The sequence below is a fragment of the Algibacter ulvanivorans genome, assembly GCF_048381495.1.
Lineage (GTDB): Bacteria > Bacteroidota > Bacteroidia > Flavobacteriales > Flavobacteriaceae > Algibacter_B > Algibacter_B ulvanivorans.
On sequence record NZ_JBLWGD010000007.1, the window covers coordinates 155,853 to 175,794 of the forward strand.

At 32.7% G+C, this 19,942-nt stretch carries 16 protein-coding genes and 1 tRNA gene; 4 read left to right on the forward strand and 13 right to left on the reverse strand.

What is annotated here, in order from left to right:
* Window positions 1-68: 68 nt before the first annotated feature.
* The 3 genes from ACNG5D_RS15265 to ACNG5D_RS15275 all read right to left on the reverse strand — a co-directional run bounded on the left by ACNG5D_RS15265 (window position 69) and on the right by ACNG5D_RS15275 (window position 3,357).
* Window positions 69-141, reverse strand: a tRNA-Met gene (locus ACNG5D_RS15265).
* Between the two features lie 382 nt (window positions 142-523).
* Window positions 524-1,348: a leucine-rich repeat domain-containing protein gene (locus ACNG5D_RS15270; protein ID WP_418184399.1), complete on the reverse strand. Its 825-nt coding sequence runs from the start codon at window positions 1,346-1,348 to the stop codon at window positions 524-526.
* A gap of 95 nt (window positions 1,349-1,443) precedes the next feature.
* On the reverse strand, window positions 1,444-3,357 hold the full coding sequence (locus tag ACNG5D_RS15275) for an ABC-F family ATP-binding cassette domain-containing protein (protein WP_418184400.1): 1,914 nt from the start codon (window positions 3,355-3,357) through the stop codon (window positions 1,444-1,446).
* Between the two features lie 86 nt (window positions 3,358-3,443).
* Between ACNG5D_RS15275 and ACNG5D_RS15280 the strand changes: the two genes are divergently transcribed.
* On the forward strand, window positions 3,444-3,827 hold the full coding sequence (locus tag ACNG5D_RS15280) for a DUF983 domain-containing protein (RefSeq protein ID WP_418184401.1): 384 nt from the start codon (window positions 3,444-3,446) through the stop codon (window positions 3,825-3,827).
* Window positions 3,828-3,970: 143 nt separating this feature from the next.
* Here ACNG5D_RS15280 and ACNG5D_RS15285 read toward each other — a convergent pair whose 3' ends face one another.
* From ACNG5D_RS15285 to ACNG5D_RS15330, 10 genes are all read right to left on the reverse strand, one after another.
* Complete coding sequence (locus tag ACNG5D_RS15285) at window positions 3,971-5,020, reverse strand: NAD(P)/FAD-dependent oxidoreductase (RefSeq protein ID WP_418184402.1); 1,050 nt, start codon at window positions 5,018-5,020, stop codon at window positions 3,971-3,973.
* Window positions 5,021-5,146: 126 nt separating this feature from the next.
* Window positions 5,147-6,037 (reverse strand): type IX secretion system ring subunit PorN/GldN, encoded by an 891-nt coding sequence (porN, locus tag ACNG5D_RS15290; protein WP_418184403.1) that lies wholly within the window; start codon window positions 6,035-6,037, stop codon window positions 5,147-5,149.
* 69 nt (window positions 6,038-6,106) lie between these two features.
* Window positions 6,107-7,669 carry a type IX secretion system motor protein PorM/GldM gene (gene porM, locus ACNG5D_RS15295; RefSeq protein ID WP_418184404.1) on the reverse strand — a complete coding sequence of 521 codons (1,563 nt, stop codon included), beginning with the start codon at window positions 7,667-7,669 and terminating at the stop codon, window positions 6,107-6,109.
* Window positions 7,670-7,728: 59 nt separating this feature from the next.
* The gene (porL, locus tag ACNG5D_RS15300; RefSeq protein WP_418184405.1) at window positions 7,729-8,367 is read right to left on the reverse strand and encodes a type IX secretion system motor protein PorL/GldL; all 639 of its coding nucleotides are present in this window, start codon (window positions 8,365-8,367) and stop codon (window positions 7,729-7,731) included.
* Window positions 8,368-8,457: 90 nt separating this feature from the next.
* Window positions 8,458-9,822 (reverse strand): T9SS ring complex lipoprotein PorK/GldK, encoded by a 1,365-nt coding sequence (gene porK, locus ACNG5D_RS15305; RefSeq protein ID WP_472249519.1) that lies wholly within the window; start codon window positions 9,820-9,822, stop codon window positions 8,458-8,460.
* Between the two features lie 164 nt (window positions 9,823-9,986).
* Window positions 9,987-11,153, reverse strand: coding sequence for a formimidoylglutamase (locus ACNG5D_RS15310; protein ID WP_418184407.1), 1,167 nt, complete (start codon window positions 11,151-11,153; stop codon window positions 9,987-9,989).
* Window positions 11,154-11,156: 3 nt separating this feature from the next.
* The gene (gene topA, locus ACNG5D_RS15315) at window positions 11,157-13,667 is read right to left on the reverse strand and encodes a type I DNA topoisomerase (protein WP_418184408.1); all 2,511 of its coding nucleotides are present in this window, start codon (window positions 13,665-13,667) and stop codon (window positions 11,157-11,159) included.
* Between the two features lie 138 nt (window positions 13,668-13,805).
* Entirely contained in the window at window positions 13,806-14,591 is a 786-nt protein-coding gene (locus ACNG5D_RS15320; protein ID WP_418184409.1) for a hypothetical protein, read from the reverse strand.
* A 109-nt stretch (window positions 14,592-14,700) separates the two neighbouring features.
* Window positions 14,701-15,936 carry an LVIVD repeat-containing protein gene (locus ACNG5D_RS15325; RefSeq protein WP_418184410.1) on the reverse strand — a complete coding sequence of 412 codons (1,236 nt, stop codon included), beginning with the start codon at window positions 15,934-15,936 and terminating at the stop codon, window positions 14,701-14,703.
* Between the two features lie 17 nt (window positions 15,937-15,953).
* Window positions 15,954-16,397 (reverse strand): hypothetical protein, encoded by a 444-nt coding sequence (locus ACNG5D_RS15330; RefSeq protein WP_418184411.1) that lies wholly within the window; start codon window positions 16,395-16,397, stop codon window positions 15,954-15,956.
* Window positions 16,398-16,546: 149 nt separating this feature from the next.
* Here ACNG5D_RS15330 and miaB point away from each other — a divergent pair, with 149 nt between their 5' ends.
* The 3 genes from miaB to lptE all read left to right on the forward strand — a co-directional run bounded on the left by miaB (window position 16,547) and on the right by lptE (window position 19,939).
* Complete coding sequence (gene miaB, locus ACNG5D_RS15335; RefSeq protein ID WP_418184412.1) at window positions 16,547-17,995, forward strand: tRNA (N6-isopentenyl adenosine(37)-C2)-methylthiotransferase MiaB; 1,449 nt, start codon at window positions 16,547-16,549, stop codon at window positions 17,993-17,995.
* 73 nt (window positions 17,996-18,068) lie between these two features.
* On the forward strand, window positions 18,069-19,340 hold the full coding sequence (locus tag ACNG5D_RS15340) for a sigma 54-interacting transcriptional regulator (RefSeq protein WP_418184413.1): 1,272 nt from the start codon (window positions 18,069-18,071) through the stop codon (window positions 19,338-19,340).
* Between the two features lie 92 nt (window positions 19,341-19,432).
* Complete coding sequence (gene lptE, locus ACNG5D_RS15345; protein ID WP_418184414.1) at window positions 19,433-19,939, forward strand: LPS assembly lipoprotein LptE; 507 nt, start codon at window positions 19,433-19,435, stop codon at window positions 19,937-19,939.
* Window positions 19,940-19,942 lie beyond the last annotated feature (3 nt).

Genomic DNA, 19,942 nt, shown 5'->3' on the forward strand with positions numbered 1-19,942 from the left:
TAAAACATTGTATTACAATAAGTTATTAAACAAAAAAAGAGCTAACATTGCTGTTAACTCTTACTTAGTAGCGGGAACTGGACTCGAACCAGTGACCTTCGGGTTATGAGCCCGACGAGCTACCTACTGCTCTATCCCGCGATATATTATCTAAAATAATTTACTTAGCTTTTAACTTTCGGTTCATAATGCCGATAAAATTATTTCGGACTGCAAATATACAACCCTTTTTGGTTTCTACAAGAATAAAATTAGAAAATATTGCAAATACTAACTATACAACTGAAAATATGCTAGTTACAAAATAAAAATTAAATTACTATCTAAATTGGGTTACAGTATACTTTTTAATCTTCAACATAAACCTCTTACTTAACTATAAAACTGTTTAAAAGTATAGAAATAGGCTTCTAGAAACTAAGAATATATAAAACAACACGCTACTTATTATTTACCTAAATTAATAAAGCCATTACTAATGTAGTAATGGCTCTAAAATTAACTAAATTTATTAAAACTCTATTTACTCTTTTTCAATATCCATCGTAGCTGTTGAATTTTGTAACTCTAACTGCATTAATGATGGAGGATTTTTTCCAGATACACTAATATATTCTTGGTTTAAGTTATTATCGCTAACCATCATTGTATTTAGCTTTGTTAAGTTCATAAACTCTTTTGGTAAATCTCCACTAAATTGGTTTGTAGATAATAATAACTCTTCTAGATCTTTTAATTGTGCTATCTCTACAGGAATTTCGCCATCCATTTTATTATCCATTAAACTAAGCTTTTGCAATTTTGATAGGGCATAAATCTCTGTAGGAATGCTTCCTGTTAAAAAATTACTTCCCATTAACAATTCTTTTAAATTGGTTAGCCCCATTAACGAGCTAGGAATTTCTCCAGTAAGTTTATTACTATACAACTTTAACGATTCTAAGTTTTTTAGCTCTCCTAATTCAGAAGGTATATCGCCTTCAAACCCATTCATAAACAACTCTAATGCGGTTAATGCCTTTAATTTCTTTAAAGATGTAGGTATATTTCCTTTTAGCTTATTAAAACCTAAATTTAAAACTTTCAAGCTTGTTAAGTTTCCTATTTCTTGGGGTAGCTTTCCGTTTAAATTATTAAATTGTAGATTAACTTCTACTACTCTATTATTTTCTATTTTTACACCATACCATTTATCAACTGGTGTATTTAAATCCCAAGAGGAGTTCCATTGTGCTCCATTTGTACTATTATACAAAGCTATTAAAGCGTCCTTATCTGATGCAGAAACGTTTGCAAACGAATATGCTGTAATTAAGAAACATATGGTTAATAATTTTAAAGACTTCATGTTTTTGGTTGATTTGGTATTAATTCTTGTACGAATATAAGCCTAAATCAGACGAAAAACTATTTTTATCGCTGAAATGCTTAAAATTTTAACATTTAATAATCGACAAACTGTTCAATTTCTAGCTGAATAGCCTCCCATTTATCCATTAAGTCCTGTAACTCTTCTTTCTTTTTTTGATAATCATTAAAGAAATTGGGTTTTGCAGTAATTTCTTCATAATTAATTTCAAGCTCAAAATCTATATTCTTGATATCGCGCTCTAATTCATTAATTTTAGATTCTACATTACTTAATTTATTATTTAAAGATTTCAACTTTTTTTGATCTTCGTATGATTGTTGCTTTTTTACCTTTGGCGTTTCTTTAACAACAGTTCGTTTTTCAACCTCTCTTAAACTTTCAACTTTGCGTTTTTCTAAATAATAATCAATATCTCCTAAATATTCTTTTAATTTATGATCTTTAAATTCGTAAACTAAATTTGTTAAACCTTGAAGAAAATCTCTATCGTGCGACACTAGTATTAATGTACCTTCAAAACGTTTTAAAGCCTCTTTTAACACATTTTTAGATTTAATATCTAAATGGTTTGTAGGTTCATCCATAATAAGCACATTAAATGGTTGTAACATTAACTTTGCTAAAGCTAATCGGTTACGTTCGCCACCAGACAATACTCTTACATACTTATCTACCTCGTCGCCTCTAAACAAAAAAGAACCTAAAATATCTCGTACTTTACTTCGGTTGGTTTCATTGGCAGCATCAATCATGGTATCATGTACCGTTTTATTACCATCAAGGTATTCTGCTTGGTTTTGTGCAAAGTATCCTATTTGCACATTATGCCCTAACTTTAAAATCCCATCGTGTTTAATATCGCCTACTATTATTTTAGCTAGTGTAGATTTTCCTTGGCCATTTTGCCCAACAAAAGCGGTCTTGCTATCGCGTTCTATTAGTAAATCGATATTTTTTAAAACCTGATTATCTCCATAATTTTTAGAAATTTTATTAGCCTCGACTACAACCTTTCCTGGCGTTATAGATACAGGGAAATTAAGTGTCATTACACTATTATCGTCTTCATCAACCTCTATTCTATCAATTTTATCAAGTTTTTTAATAAGCGATTGTGCCATTGTTGCTTTTGATGCTTTAGCACGAAATTTTTCAATTAACTTTTCGGTTTGTTCAATTTGTTTTTGTTGGTTTTTTTGTGATGCTAACTGTTGGGTTCTTAACTCTTCTCGTAGTACTAAATACTTTGTATAGGGTTTAGGATAATCATAAATACGTCCTAAAGAAATCTCAATAGTTCTGTTAGTAACATTATCTAAAAACATTTTATCGTGCGACACAATAACTACGGCGCCAGCATAATTTCTTAAAAATCCTTCAAGCCAAATTATAGATTCTATATCTAAATGGTTTGTAGGCTCATCTAACAGCAAAATATCATTACTTTGCAGTAAGAGCTTTGCCAGCTCAATACGCATACGCCAACCTCCAGAAAACGTATCGGTAAGTTTATTAAAATCTGAGCGCTTAAAGCCTAAACCTTGAAGTATTTTTTCGGTATCGCCTTGATAATTATACCCGCCCAGAATTTCGTATTGATGTTGCAACTCATTAATATCAATCATTAATTGATTATAAGCCTCGCTTTCATAATCTGTACGCTCTGCTAATTGGGCATTTACTGTTTCCATTTTAGCTTCGAGTTCTTTTATTTCTGTAAAAGCCTCGTAAGATTCTTCTAAAACAGTTCTGCCTAAAATAAAATCAATATCTTGTTTTAAAAAACCTATTTTAAGCTCTTTATCTGCAGCAATTTGCCCGGTATCAGGCTCCATTTCTTTAGATAAAATTTTAAGCATTGTAGATTTACCAGCTCCGTTCTTTCCTATTAACCCAATTCTATCGCCATTACCAAGTTTAAAGGTAATATCTTCAAACAAATATTCGCCTTGAAAAGAAATCGATAAATTATGAATATTCATCATAAAAATGTAACTTTTGTAACATTGCCTAATTATTAAAACAGTAATTTAGCATTGTTAAATTTGCATGCAAAAGTACACTAATTTATATGTTTAAAAAAGGCACAAAACTATATAGCGTTTTAACTGGCAAATGCCCTAAATGTCATGAGGAATCTATGTATACCAACAAGAATCCGTATATTTTATCTGAAGCGCTAAGCATGAACGAAAAATGCAGCAATTGTAATACTAAATACAAAATAGAGCCTTCTTTTTTTTACGGCGCCATGTATGTTAGCTATGCTGTTGGTATTGCTTTTGCTGTAGCTGCTTTTGTAATTAGCTTTTTTGTTTTTAATGCCGGACTTAATTATATTTTTATTTCTATAGTTGGCACACTTGTTATATTTATGCCAGTAATAATGCGCTTATCAAGAAACATTTGGATTAACTTTTTTATGAGTTACGACAAATCTTTAAGAAAAAAATAAAATTTTGGGCGTTACCCTAAAGGGTCAGGCTTTACATTACAAGTCCTCGCCTCGTTCCTCGGCTGTGGGCTTTTCATTACAATCCTTAACGCAGGCATAACCGTTTAAGTAAGTTTTAATACCATTTGTAAAATAACAACCTGTTAAGTATTGTTTATAAACCTATCAATATTAATTTCTGTATCAAGAGCCATATTGTTTTCAATAAAATTATAAAGCTGCTTAGCAACGTAAGGCCCTATCATAACACCACGAGTACCAAGCCCGTTTAAAATAAATATGTTTTTATGTTTTTCGTGCCTACCAACTAGAGGTCTTCTATCTTTAACGGTTGGCCTTATACCAGCTACCTGATTAACAACCTTAAAAGGACAATTTATAAGTTTTTTAAGTTTATTTAAAAGCTCTTCCTTTGCTTTATTAGTAATATTATATGTTAAATCTTTCCATTCGTAAGTTGCTCCAACAATATAAAAATCGTCTCCTAATGGAATTAAAAACACACCAGCTTTTAAAACATAATTAATTTTTAAATGAGGAGCATAAATAGTAACTAACTCGCCTTTAGCTGGCTTTAAAGGTAAATTATTAAAATAAGGATTATGTTTAACACCAGAACCTTCAGAAAAAACGATATGTTTTGCTTTTATATTTTTATAGTTAACACGTCCTTCATGCAACTGTAACGCAGTATAATTAAATGACGATTCAATTAACAAATTATCTTTTAACAAGTCTGTTTTATAAGCCTCAATCATGGTTTTAACATCAATCCTTCCTGTTGTTAACACTTCGCCAAAACCAAAATTTGCATTTACAGCATCATTGTTATTTTTAATAATATTTTCTGAAAGATAGCCCGACAACAACGGCTTATCTGAAGCCGAAAACCAATTATTTTGCTCTTCTAACGAAGTAAATTTTCTATAAACAGGTATTTTATAATCTAACTTAACCTTTAATCTTTTTTCTATAGACTGGTATAATGGCAAAGCTTCCTCTAATTGTTCTGAGCTTTTCCATACCGATGTAAACCGCTTTAAAACCACAGGATTATATAAACCTCCAGCAACGGTTGATGATTGTTGCGACTCATCATCAAAAACAACAAAAGTTTTACCGTGCGTTCTTAACTGCTCGCAAAAACTAATACCAGCAATTCCAATACCTACTATAATATAATCTACTTGCATAATTGTTTGCGAAGATAAATAGATTTTAATTTGCCGTTTCTATTACTAACAATCTATTTAATTTTAAATAAACAAAAAACGCTCACTTTGTTAAGTGAGCGTTTTTTGTTTTATGATTATTATGGTTTAATAAGTCCACATATCCAATTCAAAATCTCTAATTTTATCCTTGATTCTTTCAGATTCAAGTAACTGCATTAAAGCGTTTTGCGATACATATTCTGAAATTGCTCTATCGCCTTGTACATTTTCTTCTTTAAAAATATAACCTTGAAAACGTCTAGCATTTAACACATGATCGTATGAAAATGGCATAGAACTATTTTGATTGTTAAACGATTTTGCCTCGTGTAAAACTGCTCTAGCATCTGGAAAAAATATCCAGAATAAAGGCACTAAATCTGGCTCAGCATCATCAATAAAGTTAACATCTGGCGCCACAGGTGCAATACCTAACAATCTATATTTCATTTCTGCCTGTCGTTTATCAAAATACCAAAGACCTTTAATATGGTATTCTTTAATATCGGCAGCAGTAATGCTTCTAGTATTAATATACTCTGGAGATAATGCTTCGCCAGCATTAATTTGCTCGATACCTAACTCGGTAGTATCAACCATTGTTAATGCAGATTCAATATCTTTTAAAGTACGTTTTGTTGTAAAATAAGAATCATCATAAAGATTTTTAATGTTTCCGTTTTTAATGTTTTTCATTAACACATCATACAACGATCTTCTATCGCTACCAATATTATTAGTATCTATAGGGTAGTAAAGTGGGAAGTTTGCACGTTCATCAAGAACTACTTTTTCCCAAACCATTTTAGAAAACAGAATATCTCTATCATCAACATAACCATATTCTAAAGGTTTATCATTGTCAACTGCCTTTTGGGCTTCAGTTCTTACGCCAATTTCCTCTGGGCTTTTAGCATTAAGTATATTAGCTTGAGCTAACATGCTAGATGCTGTAAAAACTGTTGCAACGGTTAATAAAAAACTTTTTACGTTCATCTTAATTTTATTTTATATTCTAATTATTAGAGATGGCTTACTATAAAAAGCCATCTCTAATAGTTTATTTTAATTTGTAAGCTCAACAAATACTGGCGATACTTTTTTAAGTATAACGCTAACACCACTTGCTTTAGCTTCTATATCAAATATTTGAACTCCAGATCCACGTTTAGCTTTAGCTAATGCTTTCTGCGCTCTACTATCTAACTTGTTTCCTCTAACATTTATTGTTGGTTGTCCCGGAACTTTAAATTTAAATCCAGAAACGCGTAATGGTAATTCAAAATCAAAATCATCAAATTTAGCACCAATAGTAGATATTTTAAGGCTATTACGTTGCATTTTAATTGCTCCATCTTCACCTCTTACGGTTCCTGTTGGTTTTGGTAAATCTTTAATTCTAAATTTAGCATTATCGCTAACTTTTTTACCATCTGGTAATGTACCTGTAACGTTAATAGTTACCTCTCTACCTTTAATTCTAGAAGCATCCATTACATATTTACTACCTCCTGCTCTAGAAAGACCTTGAGCACTAGCTGTTACTTTGTTATCTGGAACACCAGCAAAAGAAATTGTCATTGGGTTTTTTACACCTCTATATACCACATTCATTTTATCTGCAGATATTGTTGCAGAGTTTGGTTTAGCAACTGTTGCGAATGAAGATTTTACTGGCACTTCAATTTCTTCTCCATCTTGAGCAAATATTAATTTACCTTCAATTCTATGCTCTCCAACGCCACCTGTTCCTATTTTCAGTTTTACTTTACCATCTTCAATAACATATTGCTTTTCTGTAAGTTTTCTACCATCTAGAGTTAATTCTACTCTACTTGGCTTTGTAGATGCATCTTTACGACCTAAAACGATTTGTCCATCAAATTGCTCTCCATTAAAGTAGGCAGATTTTGATGTTTCCATTAAGGTTGTATAGTTTGTCATAGATACCTCGCTAGATAATGTACCTTGCAGCATGTTTGATAAAACTTCAGACTCGGTCGTTTTAATATCGGCTTGAAGTTGTGTCATTTTTGTTAAAGATGCTACTAAAGGGAACCCTTTGTAGTGGTAATCTAACCAATCTACTTTTATACCGTCTCTGTTTACTTCTTGGTCGGTACTAAACTTCTCTTTAACTTCTTTAATGATACCTTCCATACCTTTTTCGGTAGATAAAATCTTTACAACACCTTCTCTAAATCCGTTAATTTGATTTAAAAATTCTTGTCCGTCTTCTTTTATCTTATCTCCTTTAAAGAAATTTTGGTCTAGGTAATCGCCTTTATCCATAATTTCATAATCTGTAGGATCATCTAGTTTAGCGGTCATTTTTCCTTTTAAATCTTCTAGATAATCATCAAATTTATGAGCTAAGGCATCTATTTGATCTGCTTTGGCTTTTAAAGGTTTGTACTTTTCTGGTTGGTCTTCTGCTTTAACATTTAAACTAGCAACAAAACTAGCATTTCTAGCTTCTGTAGCTTCGTTTGATTCTGTAAGCTTTTCGTTCATTAATCCGAAGGCCGAAAGCACTTCTTTAGACATATTTAAAGCTAGCATTGCTATAAATATTAAATACATCAGATTAATCATCTTCTGTCTTGGTGATAAATTATTTCCTGCCATTTTAAATTAGGTTTTTTTGGTTAATTAATAGTAATTTGGGATTTATACTAACCTCCTAATTATTTATTCATTGCAGATAACATACCTCCATATACACCATTTAATGATGATAAGTTAGACGCTAAAGATTGCATTTGCTCTTTTAATTTTGCTGCATTTTCTACAGACTCTTCGTTTATAGATTGTTGTTTACTAGCACTATCTAATTGTACTTTATATAAACTGTTTAATGATTCCATTTGAGCTGCTGCTAAAGATAACTCTTCACCATACTTTTTTGATGCTTCAATAGAATCGACAGTAGAAGACATGTTTTTTGCAGCGCCTTCAAAACCTCTAATGCTTTCTCCTAAGCTAGAGATTAATTCGCCATCAATTTTAGCTTCTTTTAATAAGTTATCTAATTTTTGTGATAATAAGCCTTGAGCATCTTCGTTTCCGCCTTTTTTAGCTGTTGATTGTCCTCCTGCTAATTCTGGATATACTAAAGACCAATCTAATTCATCATCAACTGGTTCAAACGCTGATAATGCGAATATAATTGCTTCTGTTACAAGACCAATAGTTAACATAACGTTACCTGTTAAAGGTCCAATTTCGAAATGAATAATTTTGAATAGTGCACCAACAATTACAATTGCTGCTCCTAATCCGTACGCCATATTCATGAATTTCTTACTTGCTTTTGACTTTGCCATAATTTTCGGTTTTTAATTTTAAGTAGGTTTTTTTCTTACTTAAGTAGGTTAATTAATAGTTTTTATTATTTATTGATTTGGATTAAATTTTTAGTTACCGTTTTTTGTTACTTGTGTCCCCATATAATCTTGAACGGTTCTGAATCCTATATAACTTCTTGCAGAATCTGCATATTCGTAATCTCTTGAGCTTACTTGTAAAAAGTATGCGACATCTTTCCAAGAGCCTCCTCTTACAATTTTACGTTTATTACTTTCGTCGTTAACGCTAGGGTTTATACTTGATGTATACTCGTATGATGACGGATCGTATGAGGCGTTTACCCATTCTGATACGTTTCCTGCCATGTTATATAAGTTGTAATCGTTAGGCTCGTAAGATTTTGCTTCTACTGTATACAATGCTTGGTCTGCAGCATAATCTCCTCTTACTGGTTTAAAGTTTGCCATAAAGCAGCCTCTATCACTTTTTGTATAAGGCCCTCCCCAAGGGTATGTTGCTGCTTGTAACCCTCCTCTTGCAGAATACTCCCACTCTGCTTCAGATGGTAACCTAAATGTGTTTACTAATTGTGCTCCTTTTTTAGATTTTTGGTAAGCGTTTTTATTAATTGTTCGCCACTCGCAAAATGCTTTTGCTTGTTTCCAGGTAACTCCAACAACTGGATAATCGCTATAAGCATCGTGCCAGAAATAATCGTTGTGCATTGGCTCGTTATAAGAATATGCAAAGTCTCTTATCCAAACAGTAGTATCTGGATATACTTCAATTTCTTCTTTTATAATAACATCTTTACGTTTTACCCCTCTGTTTCTTGCAGCTTCTTGTATGTCCATATGGCTGTATTGAAACTTAAATTTAGTGACATCCCAGGTGCGTTGCCCGTTATAAGATTCTTCTAACGGTAAGTACATCGTATCCATAACTTCGGCATAATACTCATCTAAATATTCTGTAGTATCGAAAATTAAATCTACATCTTTATTTATTTTTCTTCCTTCGTAACCCGTTGGACCTAAACCTGTATAGTTATCGTACATGTATTTTTCGTAAACGGTCATGTTTTCTGGATCGGCATCGCTAAAAGCAAATTCGCCAATAGTACCTTCGTCGGCTTGGGTTAAACCAACCTCATCAGCTAAAACAGCTAATTTCATTCTTACAATTGAGTCTCTTACCCAATTAACAAATTGACGATACTCGCTATTTGTTATTTCTGTTGCATCCATATAAATGGCTCTTACAGTTACTGTTTTTGATGGTGCATCATTTACACCAGCTAAATCATCGTCTGCTTTACCCATTATAAATGCGCCTCCAGGAATAAGCTCCATACCATAAGGCTTTTCTGGATGCCATTTTTTTCCTTGAACACCAACTAGTTCGCCCCTATCTTTAGAGCCGCAACTTGCTAACATTGCAAATAGTGTGGTTAGTAATATAAACTTCTTAATATCCATAGAAAACTTGAGGTTAATTATTTTAAGCTTCGTTTTTGAGAGCGTAAACATATTTATATATTTTTAATAAAACAACTTTTTGTCTAAAAAAATAACATTTCATCGTGAAAAAATAGCATTTCACCGATGAAATTGGTAGTTCAACCTACACGTCTTTTTTAAACACTATTCTTCTGTAACGCTTTATACCAGCGTTCTGGCACCTTATTGTTACAAGCATCAATATAATCTTGATGCATGCATGGTAATAACGTATGTCTTTTTAATTTATTATTAACATTTGCTAAAAAAGGGATTTCAATCCACCATCTTCCTGTTTTATTACTCTTATAAAAAATAAGTTCTTGAGAGTCAACTAATGTAATGTATTTTATAAAGCTATTTTCATTTGAAAAATCGTCGTCATTAACTCTATAGTTTACGCCTTCAATAAAATACCATAATATTTGCGCTATGAGCATTGATGTAAGCTCATCGTCTTTTGATGGTTTATATTCATAAACTCCAAATGATGATACTTTATTACTTATGCCAGCATATCGTGCTATGGCACAAATTTCTTTACCATCTAAACCGTTAGGAGAATATTTTTGTTTGGAGCTAACCTCTGAGCCTTTTACCGAATTTAAGTCTATACTAACTATATTAGCATCTCTTAAAACGGGTTCTACGACAGTTATATCGTTAGAAACTGTTCCTAGCCTATAAGATTCGAAATATAAATTATCCATCAAATCTTTTTCTTCTTGCGAATTGAAATAAGTTTGATAGCCTATTGTTGAATAGTTGAATAAGTTATAAGGTTGATCTAAAATAATTTTACCTACAAAACTATTGTTTTTAATAGGTTTTGTTGAATCTCCTAGATTAAACTGCGCATCTACATTTACAATATTAACCATCGGGATTAAATCGTCATAAGCTCTGTAATTTGCATAGGTTAAGTCTTGAGAACCGCCTAAAACTACTGGTATAATTTTTTTCTTAACCAGTAAACAAATAGCTTCTTTTAAAGCAAAGTAGGTGTCTTGAACGCTTTCGCCTTTTTCAATATCTCCTAAATCTGCAACCGTGGTATTCCAACTACCAGGAAATAGGCCATAAAAAGATTTTCTAATTTCGTTTATTTGAAATTCTTCGCCTATATAATTTACATCGTTTCTGTTTTCTAAAACGCCAATTATTGCTATTTGCACTCCATCTAAATCTGGAATTCCGTGTTGAATAGAATGAATTTTAAGTTTTCTGCCAAGTGCTTGAGCTGATAGTAGCTCGTTATGTGCTAAAACCGAATCTGAAACAGGAGATAAAAAATTAAAGTTCATTTTTTACTTTTTCTTTTTTGCTGGTGCTTTCTTTTTGGTTGTTGTTTTTCTTTTGGTAGCTTTCTTTTTGGGTGTATTGGCTTCTATTATGCCTTTTGCTTCTTCTAGTGTCATTTCAGAAACATCAACCGTTTTTGCTAGCTCTACTTTTACTTTGCCTTTAATTACATTGTGTCTTCCCCAACGGGCTTTTTCTACACGAATACCTTCGTCTTCCCAGTTATGAATAACTTTATCGATTTCTTTTTGAATTTTAATTTCGATAAGTTCTACAATATCGTCATCGGATAAATTATCCCAATCGTATTTTTTATTTACATTAATAAACATATTGTTCCATTTAATGTATGGTCCAAAACGTCCTTTACCTTTTTGCACAGGTAAATCTTTGTATATATAGATTGGCGCATCGGCTTTTTGTTTTTCTTTTATTAAAACAATAGCATCATCTATCTCTACACTTAATGGGTCTGTTCCTTTAGGAAGCGATACAAATGCATCGCCAAATTTTACATAAGGTCCAAATCGGCCATTATTTACTAATACTTCTTCGCCTTTATATTCACCTAATGTTTTTGGAAGCTGAAACAAATCCATTGCTTCTTCGTAGGTAATCGTGTTTAATTGTTGGTCTGGACTTAAACTTGCAAACTGTGGCTTTTCTTCATCATCTACGGTTCCTATTTGTACCATAGGCCCAAATCTTCCTAAACGAACACTTACTCGTCTGCCTGTTTTGGGGTCTTCTCCTAAAATACGTTCGCCAGATTCTCTATCGGCGTTTTCTTTTACATCTTCAACTACCGGGTGAAAGCTTTTATAAAACTCTTTCATCATTTTAGTCCAATTTTCATTGCCTTCGGCTATTTCATCAAAATCGGCTTCAACTTTTGCTGTGAAGTTATAATCTAAAATGGCATCAAAATGATTTACTAAAAAGTCGGTTACAATCATTCCTATATCGGTTGGAACCAATTTTCCTTTATCCGACCCTACTTTTTCGGTTAGTGTTTTATCTTTTACAGTTCCTAACTGTAGGGTTAACTGAGAATAGTTTCGTTCTTCGCCTTCTACAGTACCTTTTTCTATATAATTTCTGTTTTGAATGGTTGAAATGGTTGGCGCATAGGTAGACGGACGGCCAATACCTAACTCTTCAAGCTTTTTAACTAAAGAAGCCTCGGTAAATCTGGCTGGCGGACGCGTATATCGTTCTGTTGCTGTAATGTAGTTGTTTAGCAAGGTTTCGTTAGTTTTCATTGCTGGCAACATGCCGTCTTGTTCTACATCTTCATCATCTGTACCTTCTAGATATACTTTTAAAAACCCATCAAAAGTAATAACCTCTCCGTTTGCTGTAAAGGTTTCTTGATGAGTTGATGCGCTTATCTTAACGTTTGTACGTTCTAATTCGGCTTCACTCATTTGCGATGCTATAGAGCGTTTCCAAATTAAATCGTATAATCGTGCTTGGTCTCTATCTATATCTACAGAATGTGTAGCGAAGTTGGTAGGCCTAATAGCTTCGTGAGCTTCTTGCGCGCCTTTGGCTTTGCCTTTATAATTTCTTGGTTTACTGTATTTATCGCCATAAGCATTTTTAATTTCGGCTTCGGCGCCTTTTTTAGCTTCATCAGATAAGTTTACACTATCTGTTCTCATATAAGTTATTAAACCTGCTTCGTAAAGGCGTTGCGCCATTGTCATGGTTTTACTTACAGAAAAATACAGCTTTCTAGAAGCTTCTTGTTGTAATGTTGATGTTGTAAATGGTGCAGCTGGCGATTTTTTGGCTGGTTTTTTTGTTAAATCGGCTACTTTAAAATTTGCTGAAGCATTTTGCTCTAAAAATTTTTGTGCTTCTGCTTTTGTTGAAAAATTCTTTGGTAACTTAGCTTTAAATGTTTGTCCGTCTTCGTTCGAAAATTCGGCATCAATTCTATAAGAACCTACTGGAGTAAACTCTTGAATTTCCCTTTCTTTTTCAACAATTAGTCTTACAGAAACCGATTGTACACGACCTGCCGAAAGCCCTCCTTTTACTTTTCGCCAAAGTACTGGTGATAATTCGTATCCTACAATTCTATCTAATACACGACGGGCTTGTTGTGCATCAACCAAATCGTAATCAATACCTCTTGGGTTTTCTATAGCTTTTAAAATAGCCGCTTTTGTAATTTCATGAAAAACAATACGTTTCGTTTTTTCTTTATCTAGCTTTAAAGTTTCTGCCAAATGCCATGCAATAGCCTCTCCTTCTCGATCTTCATCACTTGCCAACCAAACCGTTTCGGCTTTTTTAGCTAAGTCTTTAAGCTTTTTTACAACTGCTTGTTTATCTTTTGATACTTCGTATTTTGGTTTAAAATCACCATCTACATTAACCCCTAATTCTTTGGAAGGTAAATCGGCTATATGCCCAAAACTAGATTCTACTTTAAAATCTTTTCCTAGAAATTTTTCTATGGTTTTTGCCTTTGCAGGTGACTCTACTATCACTAAATTCTTCGCCATACATCATTTTTTGAAGCTACAAATGTATATCAAAAAAAGTTTATCTGTAGCATTTTATGGATTATCTGTGTGTTATTTCAACAAAAAAACCTGCTATTAACACAACAACAGCAGGCTTTTAGGTGTTAAAAATTAATTTTATTCTTCGGTTGTTGTTCCTATCTCATCAATAGCCGTGTGTGTATTAAAACCTATTACATTTTTATAAATTAAGTAAATAGGATGATACGTAAAAGCTGCTGTAAATAACAAACCTATACCACACAACAAATAACCTACTAAATTTGATAAAAGTGATGCTACTATTATTAATCCAAAAGATATTAACCATTTTTTATGCCCCAATTTAAAACTTGCTTTTACAATTTCGCCTACCGTTAACTCTGGGTTAAACGCAAAGAATACTGCAAAAAAGGATAATGGCACAATCATATAAATTAACGGAATGTAGCAAAGTAAAGCTGAAGGTATAGCTATACCTATTGATGCCAACATAATCATAAATGTTTTTCCTAAATATTGCTTTTTAACAAAATAAAAGAAATCTGGTGTGCTTACTTGCTCATTATTATCTATTTTATTCATAATTCTATAAAAACCAGCGTTTATAGCTACAGAAACCGCACCTAATACTAAAGCTGCTATAACAACCACTATAATATATAAAACAGACATACCTGCAAAAAAGCCTTCGAAACCTGCAGCGTCAGAATATCCTGATTCTTGCTGTGCTATAACCATACCTATAAATGGCACATAAAACACAATAATTAGTGGTAACATAATTAACATGGTAAACAACAGCATTAAAAAGCCTTGCAACCAAGTTTTTTTAAATAACTCTATAGATTCGCTAAAAATGGTTCCAAAATCTAAATCTTTAGCGCTTTCTATTTTTTTTAATAAAGTGTCAATTGTATTCATTTCTTGTAATTGGTTAGTTATAAAAATATCTTTATACTATGGTTAATATTTTACAATTATACATAAAAAAATCTGCCCAAAGGCAGATTTAATATAACATGAGTTTAATTTAGTTTAGTTTGAATGTACTTATTAAACCTATGTTATTTTCGTTATATTGGTATTGGTAAATTGTATTTCCTCCAATCATTATTAGTTTATCCTCTAAAGGAATAACATCTTTTGCTTGAATATTTTTTAATGTATTTACTAATTTTAAATCTTTTGGTGTTTCTATTTCAAATAGTTTTAACCCTGCTACACCATCGCAAACGTATAGCATATTACTTTTAATACCTAATCCATAAGGATTCTCCAAATTATACCTTGTTGCTAATGTTGGATTGGCTTTATCGCTAATATCTATAACCTCTAAAACACTTTCTAGTTGCCCACAAAGGTTACCTCCTCTTAGTGTTAAATATGCATAGTTTCCATTTACTACCACAGGATCGCAGCCTTCCCAATGCGTAAACTCTGAAACATATTCTGGAGCCGATGGATTTACTAAATTATAAATATACATACCGTTTGTGCTTCCTAAATACAAATACCCGTCTGCTTGAAACATAGTTTCTATATTCCATCCTGCATATTGAGTGCCTTCTATAACTGGTTCGGATAAATTTTGAATGTTAAAAATTGTCATCTCATAATTTCCTACAGCATACAAATAGTTTTCTACAATTTGAAATCTTGCTAACGAGCCTCCAACTCCTGTTACAGACTCTGCGTTTGAAATTGGCACAAAACCATCATCCAAAGCTAAATTAGTATTACTTTTTTTACGTCTTTCTGTACTTACGGTCCATCCTACAATAATTTCTTCATCTCTATCAAAATTACCATACTCGACAGTTTCAGCTTCAACAGGAATCGCATAGTCGTAAACACTAAATACGTCCTCCAAACGTTCAACAAAGGTTACATTATTAATATCTGAGATATTAAAAACCACTAAATCTGTAGCGCTATCGGCATACAAAAAGTTATCTTTTACAGAAATATCTTCATTACCAGGAATTTCAATAAACGCTATTGTTTTTGGTATTTCAGGATTAGTATTATCAATAATATGTATGCCCGAATCTTTATCTCCAACAAAAATATAATCTTGGTACACATAAATTTTACCTGGTTCTTCTATAGTTTTAGGTGCATTAATTTTAACCGAGCTTCTAAAAGCAGATTTACTCATTAATTGCGGTGTTGCAACTTGTACAAACTCGTAATCGGCATCATCATTTTTATTACATGATATTGAGGCCATAAAAACAAGAGCCAAGAAAAAATATTTTAATTTCATAGGTAGGTTGTTTTATTTTAATAATTATAAGTTAAAGACATTTCTAAACCATCAATATGCAATATTATTTTATTGCTTCCATTAATTTGTAACGGTGTTAAATCGAACGATATATATTTTTCAAAATAAGCTAAACACGCTTCATTATTTATAAGCTGCAGTTTTAAATAACGTTGTTCTGGAGACGACTCTGCAACAACTCCAGAATCTACTAATTTAAACGCCCAGGTATTACCATCGCAACCAGACGCACCAATTTTAATATTTAAACAATTATCTACAACTTCGGCATTAATTAAAGTAACATTTTCTGAGCTTATACTTTTATATAAGTTACTATCTACAACTGCTACTTCATCACAATTTCCTTGATACGGTATACCATCATCTTCATGACATTGCATATTTATAAAACACAGGGTTATTGCTAAGATAAAAAAGGGCTTTTTTACAAAATTCATTAATTAGATATTTGGCGTTTATTTATAGATGGCTAAAATAGTTTTTGGTTGCGTTAATTATAATATAAAATTCGACTGCCACTTTGTCACAAAACATAAATTAATAGTATCTTTGCATACTTATTGACCGGTAGAGATATCGATATACTATGGAAAAAATAATAGACGAAAATAAACAAGGCCAATCCTTATTGGTTAAACAAAAAGAAGGCAACACCCGTAAACTTTTTATTGAAAGTTACGGCTGCGCTATGAATTTTAGCGATAGCGAAATTGTAGCCTCAATAATGGCCAACCAAGGTTTTAACACAACACAAAAACTAGAAGAGGCCGATTTAGTTTTAGTAAACACTTGCTCTATTCGAGATAAAGCAGAGCAAACCGTACGTAAACGCTTAGAAAAATATAATGCCGTAAAACGAGACCATAACCCAAAAATGAAAGTTGGTGTTTTAGGATGTATGGCAGAACGCTTAAAAACTAAATTTCTTGAAGAAGAAAAAATTGTTGATTTAGTAGTTGGCCCAGATGCATATAAAGATTTACCTAACCTTTTAGCCGAAGTTGACGAAGGTAAAGATGCCATAAATGTTATCTTATCTAAAGAAGAAACCTATGGCGATATTTCGCCTGTTCGATTACATACCAATGGCGTTACTGCTTTTGTTTCTATAACACGTGGTTGCGATAACATGTGCACGTTCTGTGTGGTACCTTTTACTCGCGGACGCGAACGAAGCAGAGACCCGCAAAGTATTATTGAAGAAATAAACGATTTATGGAACAAAGGCTATAAAGACATTACTTTACTTGGGCAAAACGTAGACAGCTATCTTTGGTATGGAGGCGGCCTAAAAAAAGATTTTGATAAAGCTACCGATATGCAAAAAGCTACTTCGGTAAATTTTGCTAAACTTTTAGACATTTGCGCCAAAACACAACCTAAAATACGCATTCGTTTTTCAACATCAAACCCGCAAGATTTAACTCTAGATGTTGTTGAAACCATGGCCAAACACCGCAACATTTGCAACCATATACACTTACCTGTGCAAAGCGGTAGCAATCGTATTTTAAAAGAAATGAATCGTTTACACACACGAGAAGAGTATTTTAAATTAATAGACAATATTAGACGCATACTACCAGATTGTGCCATTAGTCAAGACATGATTGTAGGCTTCCCTACCGAAACCGAAGCCGATTTTCAAGATACCATCTCCTTAATGGAATATGTTAAATACAACTTTGGGTATATGTTTACTTACTCTGAACGCCCAGGAACTATGGCTGGCAGAAACATGAAAGACGATGTGCCTGAAGCAACAAAAAAACGCAGATTACAAGATATTGTAGATTTACAAAGAGCCCATAGCGAAATAAAAACAAAAGAGTGGCTAGGAAAAACCGTAGAAGTATTAATTGAAAAACAATCAAAAAAATCAAATTCGCAATGGTCTGGGCGCACGCCGCAAAACATTGTTTGTGTTTTCCCTAAAGCCAACTTTAAAATTGGTCAATTTGTAAATGTAAAAGTTACTAATTGCACAAGCGCAACGCTTATTGGAGAAGCCGTAGGGTTAAGCGAAAACAACTAATCTATGTGCTCTTAACAAATAAAAAATAAAACCTTATCACTTAAACGAGAATAAAAAAAGAAGTATATATAACATGGAATCTGTTCAAGCTATAAAACAACGTTTTGGTATTATTGGAAACACACCATCACTAAATCGAGCTATTGAAAAATCTATACAGGTTGCACCAACCGATATTTCTGTATTAGTAACTGGCGAAAGTGGTGTTGGAAAAGAAAGTATTCCCAAAATAATACATCAATTATCTCACAGAAAACACAACAAATACATTGCCGTTAACTGTGGTGCAATACCAGAAGGCACAATAGACAGCGAATTATTTGGGCACGAAAAAGGCGCATTTACAGGTGCAACTCAAACCCGCGAAGGTTATTTTGAAGTAGCCAATGGAGGCACCATTTTTCTAGACGAAGTTGGAGAACTTCCCTTAACCACCCAAGTGCGATTATTAAGAGTTTTAGAAAATGGCGAATTTTTAAAAGTAGGATCCAGTAAAGTACAAAAAACAGATGTACGCATAGTAGCAGCTACAAACGTAAATATGCTTCAAGCTATCGAAAAAGAAAAATTTCGTGAAGATTTATTTTACAGATTAAGCACCGTAGATATTAACCTGCCACCACTAAGAGAACGCCAAGAAGACATCCATCTATTATTTAGAAAATTTGCTAGCGATTTTGCTTTAAAATATAAAATGCCAACGGTAAAACTTACCGATAACGCCATACAAGTATTATTAAAACACCGCTGGGCTGGTAACATTCGTCAACTACGTAATATTGCCGAGCAACTTTCTGTACTAGAACAAAACAGAACCATTACTGCCGAAGTTTTAAAAAGCTATTTACCCGCAACATCTAGCACCAACCTACCAGCAATTGTTAAAACATCAAAATCTGAAAGCGATTTTAGTAGCGAACGCGAAATTTTATACAAAATCCTTTTTGACATGAAAGCCGATTTAAATGATTTAAAAAAGCTTACCATGGAATTAATGAAAAATGGCAATATAAAAGACATAGAAAAAAACAATGAAGGCCTAATTCAAAAAATATACGGAAACAATAATGAAGACGAAATTGATTTTGAAGAAACAACAAACAATAACGACATTATAGCCATTGCAGAACACACCCCAAACGAAGAAGAAACCAACCCTGTTCAAGACAAATATTACTTTGCCGAAGAAATTGAAGAAGAAGAGACCCTATCTTTACACGACAAAGAGTTAGAATTAATTAAAAAATCGCTTGAACGTCACAACGGAAAACGTAAATTAGCAGCAGCAGAATTAGGAATAAGCGAACGCACTTTATACCGAAAAATAAAACAATTCGACCTATAAAAAGGCAGCTTACACAACATACAACAACACACCAACGTTAAAATGTAGCCAAGTTAAAATTGCTAAAACGTTAAAAAAATGAATTTTAAAAAATGAAATACACCAAATACATACTAATTTTATTTTTATCCACCACCGTTTTAGCATGCGGCATATACTCTTTTACAGGAGCATCAATCCCTCCAGGCACAGAAACATACCAAGTAAACCGTTTTGAAAACACATCATTACTTATAGAGCCAGGACTAGAACGCGATTTTAAATTAGCCCTTGAAGATTTAATACAAAACCAAACCAATTTAACCCTCGTACCATCAAAAGGCGATTTAATTTACGAAGGCGAAATAACCGATTATAGAATTTCGCCAACAACAGCCACATCTGATAATACCGCAGCACAAAACAGACTAACAATAAACGTTAAACTTCGTTTTTTTAACACAAAAAAAGAAGAAGACGATTTAGAACAAAGTTTCTCTTTCTTTTACGACTATCCGGCTAGTGCCGTATTAACAGGCTCGCAGAAAACCACAGCACACGAAGAAATTTTTGAACGCATTACCCAAGATATTTTTAATGCTACACTAGCTAAATGGTAAATA

What these genes read in the sequence shown, in the direction of transcription:
- ACNG5D_RS15270 (WP_418184399.1), bottom strand. Translation starts at nt 1,348, where the DNA reads ATGAAGTCTTTAAAATTATTAACCATATGTTTCTTAATTACAGCATAT.
- ACNG5D_RS15275 (WP_418184400.1), bottom strand. Translation starts at nt 3,357, where the DNA reads ATGATGAATATTCATAATTTATCGATTTCTTTTCAAGGCGAATATTTG.
- ACNG5D_RS15280 (WP_418184401.1), top strand. Translation starts at nt 3,444, where the DNA reads ATGTTTAAAAAAGGCACAAAACTATATAGCGTTTTAACTGGCAAATGC.
- ACNG5D_RS15285 (WP_418184402.1), bottom strand. Translation starts at nt 5,020, where the DNA reads ATGCAAGTAGATTATATTATAGTAGGTATTGGAATTGCTGGTATTAGT.
- porN (WP_418184403.1), bottom strand. Translation starts at nt 6,037, where the DNA reads ATGAACGTAAAAAGTTTTTTATTAACCGTTGCAACAGTTTTTACAGCA.
- porM (WP_418184404.1), bottom strand. Translation starts at nt 7,669, where the DNA reads ATGGCAGGAAATAATTTATCACCAAGACAGAAGATGATTAATCTGATG.
- porL (WP_418184405.1), bottom strand. Translation starts at nt 8,367, where the DNA reads ATGGCAAAGTCAAAAGCAAGTAAGAAATTCATGAATATGGCGTACGGA.
- ACNG5D_RS15310 (WP_418184407.1), bottom strand. Translation starts at nt 11,153, where the DNA reads ATGAACTTTAATTTTTTATCTCCTGTTTCAGATTCGGTTTTAGCACAT.
- topA (WP_418184408.1), bottom strand. Translation starts at nt 13,667, where the DNA reads ATGGCGAAGAATTTAGTGATAGTAGAGTCACCTGCAAAGGCAAAAACC.
- ACNG5D_RS15320 (WP_418184409.1), bottom strand. Translation starts at nt 14,591, where the DNA reads ATGAATACAATTGACACTTTATTAAAAAAAATAGAAAGCGCTAAAGAT.
- ACNG5D_RS15325 (WP_418184410.1), bottom strand. Translation starts at nt 15,936, where the DNA reads ATGAAATTAAAATATTTTTTCTTGGCTCTTGTTTTTATGGCCTCAATA.
- ACNG5D_RS15330 (WP_418184411.1), bottom strand. Translation starts at nt 16,397, where the DNA reads ATGAATTTTGTAAAAAAGCCCTTTTTTATCTTAGCAATAACCCTGTGT.
- miaB (WP_418184412.1), top strand. Translation starts at nt 16,547, where the DNA reads ATGGAAAAAATAATAGACGAAAATAAACAAGGCCAATCCTTATTGGTT.
- ACNG5D_RS15340 (WP_418184413.1), top strand. Translation starts at nt 18,069, where the DNA reads ATGGAATCTGTTCAAGCTATAAAACAACGTTTTGGTATTATTGGAAAC.
- lptE (WP_418184414.1), top strand. Translation starts at nt 19,433, where the DNA reads ATGAAATACACCAAATACATACTAATTTTATTTTTATCCACCACCGTT.